Annotated in this window: 6 protein-coding genes; 3 read left to right on the forward strand and 3 right to left on the reverse strand. The window is 73.5% G+C overall.

What is annotated here, in order from left to right; translation table 11 throughout:
* Window positions 1-55: 55 nt before the first annotated feature.
* Together GSF22_RS29575 and GSF22_RS29580 are read right to left on the reverse strand one after the other, a co-directional pair.
* Window positions 56-970 carry a 5'-3' exonuclease gene (locus GSF22_RS29575; protein ID WP_208817203.1) on the reverse strand — a complete coding sequence of 305 codons (915 nt, stop codon included), beginning with the start codon at window positions 968-970 and terminating at the stop codon, window positions 56-58.
* Window positions 971-1021: 51 nt separating this feature from the next.
* The gene (locus GSF22_RS29580; RefSeq protein WP_208817204.1) at window positions 1022-1255 is read right to left on the reverse strand and encodes a hypothetical protein; all 234 of its coding nucleotides are present in this window, start codon (window positions 1253-1255) and stop codon (window positions 1022-1024) included.
* A 472-nt stretch (window positions 1256-1727) separates the two neighbouring features.
* On the opposite strand from GSF22_RS29580, the gene GSF22_RS29585 reads away from it, so the two are divergent.
* The 3 genes from GSF22_RS29585 to GSF22_RS29595 all read left to right on the forward strand — a co-directional run bounded on the left by GSF22_RS29585 (window position 1728) and on the right by GSF22_RS29595 (window position 4595).
* Window positions 1728-2846: a M24 family metallopeptidase gene (locus GSF22_RS29585; protein WP_208817205.1), complete on the forward strand. Its 1119-nt coding sequence runs from the start codon at window positions 1728-1730 to the stop codon at window positions 2844-2846.
* The gene (locus GSF22_RS29590) at window positions 2843-3988 is read left to right on the forward strand and encodes an acyl-CoA dehydrogenase family protein (protein WP_208817206.1); all 1146 of its coding nucleotides are present in this window, start codon (window positions 2843-2845) and stop codon (window positions 3986-3988) included. The genes GSF22_RS29585 and GSF22_RS29590 overlap by 4 nt, the downstream gene beginning before the upstream one ends.
* Before the next feature lie 97 nt (window positions 3989-4085).
* Window positions 4086-4595, forward strand: coding sequence for an Lrp/AsnC family transcriptional regulator (locus tag GSF22_RS29595; RefSeq protein ID WP_208817207.1), 510 nt, complete (start codon window positions 4086-4088; stop codon window positions 4593-4595).
* Here GSF22_RS29595 and GSF22_RS29600 read toward each other — a convergent pair.
* Window positions 4522-5136, reverse strand: a complete 615-nt coding sequence (locus GSF22_RS29600) for a histidine phosphatase family protein (RefSeq protein WP_208817208.1) — start codon at window positions 5134-5136, stop codon at window positions 4522-4524. The genes GSF22_RS29595 and GSF22_RS29600 overlap by 74 nt on opposite strands.
* Between the last annotated feature and the right edge of the window lie 707 nt (window positions 5137-5843).

The raw sequence follows: 5843 nt of genomic DNA on the forward strand, positions 1-5843 counted from the left end.
GGGTGACGTGGTGCCGGGGCGGGGTGGCGTGGTGAGGCCGCAGGACAGGTGGCGGTCAGCCGGCCAGCGCATCCACCAGGCGCCGGCAGGGGCTGGCCAGGTTCCACTGTTCGGCCAGGGCCAGCAGCCGGTCCGGGTCGGTGGGGGCCTTCGGTAGCGCGGTGTCCAGCTCCGGTAGCGGAACGTCCCGGGCCACCCGGACCACCTGCGGCGCGACCGCCAGGTAGTCCCGGGCGGCGGTGAGCTTGGTCCGCAGCCCCGGGGCGAAACCCGCGTCCGGGTCGTCCAGCGCGGCGACGATCTCGGCGACCCCGCCGTACCGGGTGACCAGCCGCGCGGCGGTCTTCTCGCCGACACCGGCCACGCCGGGCAGCCCGTCACTGGGGTCGCCGCGCAGCGCGGCGAAGTCGGCGTACCGGTCGGCCGGCACCCCGTACCGCGCCTGCACGGCCGCGTCGTCACAGTCGTCGAGGTTCGCCACGCCGCGTCCCACGTACAGCAGCCGGACCGGACGGGTGTCGTCGACCAGTTGGAACAGGTCCCGGTCGCCGGAGACGACCTCCACCGGGCCGGGCTGGGTGGTGGCCAGGGTGCCGAGCACGTCGTCGGCCTCGTAGCCGGCGGCGCCCAGGGCGGGGATACCGATGGCGGCCAGCACGTCCAGGATGACCGGGATCTGCGGGGTGAGCGTGTCCGGTACCACCTCACCACCCTCCGGGGCCAGCCGGTGGGCCTTGTACGACGGCAGCAGCGCCACCCGCCAGTCCGGCCGCCAGTCGTGGTCGAGGGCGCAGACCATCCGGTCCGGCTGCCGGGTACGGATCAGCGAGGCGAGCATGTCCAGGAAGCCCCGGGCCGCGTTGACCGGGCTGCCGTCGGCTGCCCGGGCCGCCGACTCGGGAATGCCGAAGTAGGCCCGGAAGTAGAGGCTGGGTGCGTCGATGAGAAGCAACGGGGGTCGGTGTGCCACGCCGACAGCCTGGCACACCGGCCCCCGGCGCGGGGTACGGCACGCGCCGGGTCAGGACCGCTCGTCGCGCCGGTAGACGGTCTCCCGTCGGGCGAGGTACTGGAGCGCGTAGCTCGCCACCAGCAGGACGATCGCGATCGTCACCTCGATCCAGGCGGCGGTGCCGTCGGCGATGGTCAGACCGACGGCCAGCAGGGCCAGCCCGATCACGGCGAGCAGGCCGGACCAGAGCAGCCGGCGGCGGACGGTGGCACCCCGCCCGTCCGGTCGACTGTCGCCTGGCATCTGTCCGCCTCCGTCCGTCCGGCCTGAAGGGCCCGCACCCTGAGGCTAGTCACCCCGACCGGCGCCCGGCGCCGGTTCCGTCGTAGACCGCGAGGCCGGTTCGGGTGCCGAGCAGGTGCGAGCACCGCCACCGTCGACCGGCCAGGTGGGTCGGAGCGAGCAGGGCGGCTCCGCCGGGGAATCACCAGAAAAAACCGCCCCCGGGCCGATTTCGCCGGCATGGAGGATTGTTGCTGCGGAGCCTCCGGTGCCCCGGGCGGCGGCCGTAACGGAAACCTGGAGAATTCCCTGTCCGGTGGACAGGTTGTTGCCACGCCTCACTGATTCTCCGATTGCCGTCGTCGCACCGGCGCAGCGAAGGCAGTGCGGAATTGCCGACGGGAGGACTGTCGGGCGGAAATGGCTCGCGTCACCCGGGGGCCGGTGGCGGCGCGAGGCACACCGTGGGCCGAACGACCGTTAAGCTGACGGGGTGCGCACCGAGGAGCTGTACCCGCCGGACCGGATCGCCGCCGCCCGGCGGGCCGCCGCCGCAGCCGGCCTGGACGCCCTGCTGCTCACCCCCGGCTCCGACCTGCGTTACCTGACCGGCTATCCGGCGCACGCCTCGGAGCGCCTCACCTGTCTGGTGCTGCCCGTGCAGGGCGAGCCCACCCTGATCGTGCCGACCCTGGAACGGCCGGCGGCCGAGGCGTCCCCGGCGCCCGCCACCGGGGTGCGCATCGTCGACCACGCCGACGGATCCGACCCGTACCCGCTGGTGGTGGCCGCCCTCGGCGGACCGGTGGCGGCCGTCGGCCTTGCCGATCGGATGTGGGCCGAGCAGGTCCTCGCCCTGCGTGCCGCCCTGCCCGGCGCGGTCCAGCGACTGGCCGGTGAGGTCCTGCGGGAGCTGCGGATCCGTAAGTCCCCGGCGGAGGTGGCCGCGCTGCGGGAGGCCGGCGCGGCGATCGACGCGGTGCACCAGCGGATGGGGGAGTGGCTGCGTCCCGGGCGGACCGAGGCCGAGGTGGCCGTGGACATCGCCGCCGCGATCACCGAGGCCGGGCATGTCAGCGTCGACTTCGTGATCGTCGCCGCCGGGCCCAACGGGGCCAGCCCGCACCACGGCACCTCGGACCGGCCGATCGGCCCGGGGGAGCCGGTGGTGGTCGACATCGGCGGGACGATGCCGTCCGGGTACTGCTCCGACTGCACCCGTACCTACGTGACCGGTGGTGCGCCGCCGCCGGCCGAGTTCGTCGACTACTACGCGGTGCTGCACGCCGCCCAGCGGGCCGCGGTCGCCGCGGTGCGGCCCGGGACCACCGCCGGGGCGGTCGACGCCGCCGCCCGCCAGGTGATCACCGATGCGGGTTACGGTCCGGCGTTCCTGCACCGTACCGGCCACGGCATCGGGCTGGACGGCCACGAGGAGCCCTACGTGGTCGCCGGCAACGCGCGGCCCCTGGCGGCGGGGATGACCTTCTCCGTCGAGCCGGGCATCTACCTCGCGGGCCGACACGGCGCCCGCATCGAGGACATCGTCGTCTGTACCCCGGACGGCGTGGAACGACTCAACACCACCCCCACGGAGTTCACCGCGCTATGACCGTCGACCGCATCCTCCCCACCGACGAGGCCCACGACCTGCTCGACCTCGCCACCGACCTCGCCGACCGGGAGCTCGCGCCCCGGGCGGCCGAGTTCGAGGCGCGCGCCGAGTTCCCCCGCGAGGTGCTGCGCACCCTCGGCCGGGCCGGCCTGCTCGGCCTGCCCTACCCGGAGGAGCACGGCGGCGCCGCCCAGCCGTACGAGGTGTACCTCCAGGTGCTGGAGATCCTGGCCAGCCGCTGGCTCGCCGTCGCCGAGGCGGTCAGCGTGCACACCCTGGCCTGCTATCCGGTGGCCACCTACGGCAGTGCCGAGCTGCGCAAACTCCTGCCGGACATGCTCGGCGGGGAGCTGCTCGGGGCGTACTGCCTCTCGGAGCCGCAGGGCGGGTCGGACGCGGCGGCCCTGACCACCCGGGCGGTACGTGACGGCGACGAATTTGTCGTCTCCGGCACCAAGGCGTGGATCACCCACGCCCACTCGGCCGACTTCTACAACATCTTCTGCCGTACCGGTGGCCCGGGTGCGCGGGGTATCTCGTGCCTGCTGGCGGACCGGGGCACGGCGGGGATCACCCCGCAGGCGGCGGAGCGGACGATGGGGCTGCGCTCCTCGCCGGTGGCGCAGATCGCCTTCGACGACGCCCGGGTGCCCGCCGATCGCCTGGTCGGCGAGGAGGGGGGCGGTTTCGGTATCGCCATGTCGGCGCTGGACTCCGGTCGGCTCGGTATCGCCGCCTGCGCGGTGGGCCTGGCGCAGGGGGCGTTGGACTACGCGGTCGACTACGCCCGGCAGCGGCAGCAGTTCGGTCGGGCCATCATCGACTTCCAGGGGCTGGGTTTCCTCCTGGCCGACCTGGCCACCCAGATCTCGGCGGCCCGCGCGTTGACCCTGGCGGCTGCCCGGCTGCGGGACGCGGGGCGGCCCTACTCGATCGAGGCGGCCAAGGCGAAGCTGTTCGCCACCGACGTCGCGATGCGGGTCACCACCGACGCGGTGCAGGTGCTCGGCGGTGCCGGGTACGTCGCCGACCACCCGCTGGAGCGGTACCTGCGGGAGGCGAAGGTGCTCCAGATCGTGGAGGGCACCAACCAGATCCAGCGGCTGGTCATCTCCCGTGACCTGGCCCGGCCGCGGTGAGTCGGCCCACGTGACGCGGTGCCCCGCACCATGACACCGGTACCGGGCGGTGGTGGCGCCGTCGCCCGGGGCCGGTTTTACCGGTAGGTTGCACGCCGTGGAGGAGATCGATCGCGCCATCGTCGCGGCGCTGACCGCCGACGGTCGGTTGTCGTACACGGATCTGGCGGAGCGGGTGGGCCTGTCGGTCTCCGCCGTGCACCAGCGGGTCCGCCGGCTGGAGCAACGCGGAGTGATCAAGGGGTACGCCGCCCAGGTGTCGTTCGAGGCGCTGGACCTGCCGTTGACGGCGTTCGTGGCGATCCGCCCGTTCGACCCGTCCCAGCCGGACGACGCCCCGGACCGGCTGGCCCATCTACCGGAAATCGACTCGTGCTACTCGGTGGCCGGGGAGGACTTCTACCTGCTGCTGGTGCGGGTGGCCAGCCCGGCGGACCTGGAGCGGCTGCTCCAGGAGATCCGGACGGCGGCGAACGTGACCACCCGGACGACGGTGGTGCTGTCCACCCCGTACGAGGCCCGGCCGCCGAAGGTCAGTTCGGACCCGGCGACCCTGGCGAGGGCGCGGGGGCTGCCACCGGAGGCGGCTGGTTCCACCGCAGAATGACGGGTCGGCCGTGCTCGTGACCGAGTACGGAGACGGTGGCGGTGTCCAGCCGGAGCCGGCCGCCGCCGCTGGCCGGCAGGCCGATCCAGCGGGCACCGGCCACCCGCAGGCTGTGTCCGTGCGCGACTAGGGCGACGTCGCCCCGACCGGCCGCCTCGGTGGCCCGGGCGAGGACCCGGTCCAGGCGGGCGCCGACCTGGTCGGGGGACTCGCCGCCGGGGCATCCGTCGGTCCACAGGTACCACTGTGGGGCGTCGCGGCGGATGTCGGCGCTGGTCCGTCCCTCGTAGTCGCCGTAGTGCCACTCGGCGAGGTCGGCGTCGATCGCGGTGGGGGTGAGGCCGGCCAGCTCGGCGGTCCGTCGGGCCCGTCGGCGGGGGCTGACCAGCACGGCGGCGAACGACCGGCCGGCCAGGTGCGGGTGGAGCGCGCGGGCCTGCTGCTCGCCGGCGGGGGTCAACGCCAGGTCGGTGTACGACGTGTGCCGGTGCGCGGCGCTCCACTCGGTTTCGCCGTGCCGGATCAGCAGGATCTCACCCATCGGCCCAGTCAACCAGGTGACGGGGAGCGCCGCCCGGTTCGTCGGTCGTCCGGTCCGTCAGCCGTCCGGTCCGGCGGTCGTCCGGTCCGGCGGGGGTGACCGGTCGACGCGTCGGGCCGGTCGGTCGGTGCCGATTCTCTGCGGTGTCTCGGACTGTCCGTGACCATTCCGGATGGTGGTGAGGGCGTTTTTCGGGGGCATCGTGGGAGCGTTACCGCATTTTTCCGGCCAGCGGTCGGTACCGTAACGCGCGCAATTCCGTTTTCTCCGCCATTGCCGCTGCTGCTTTCGCTTCGGCCTGCCATCGGGGCGGGCGTGGATTGTTCCGGCGGGCCGCCCGTGCCGGGCTGCCCGTCGGCTGCCCTGTCGGTCACCTGTCGCCTCCCCGGGGAGTGCTCCGTCGCGGCGCGCCCGGGACCGGTCTCTGCGACGGTGCGAACCAGCGGGATGATCCGGCGGGGGTGATCCGGCCGGCCCGTCGGGGATCGATGATCACGTGGAGTGGAAAATTTTCGCGGGCCGGCCGGGGGTGCCGAGGGGCGCGCCAGCCGGCTGGGAGAGGCTTTTCCTGCTGGTAGAGACGGGTTTCGATGGTGTCGGGAGGGTGGTCGCGGGCCCTCTCAGAGAGCGCTCTCTCTTTGATCCGGCCATTGACTCCGTCGTAACAGGAACTTAATGTCCCCCTCCAAGAGAGCGCTCTCTCGACG

This window comes from Micromonospora echinofusca, from assembly GCF_017614955.1.
Taxonomy (GTDB): domain Bacteria; phylum Actinomycetota; class Actinomycetes; order Mycobacteriales; family Micromonosporaceae; genus Micromonospora; species Micromonospora echinofusca_A.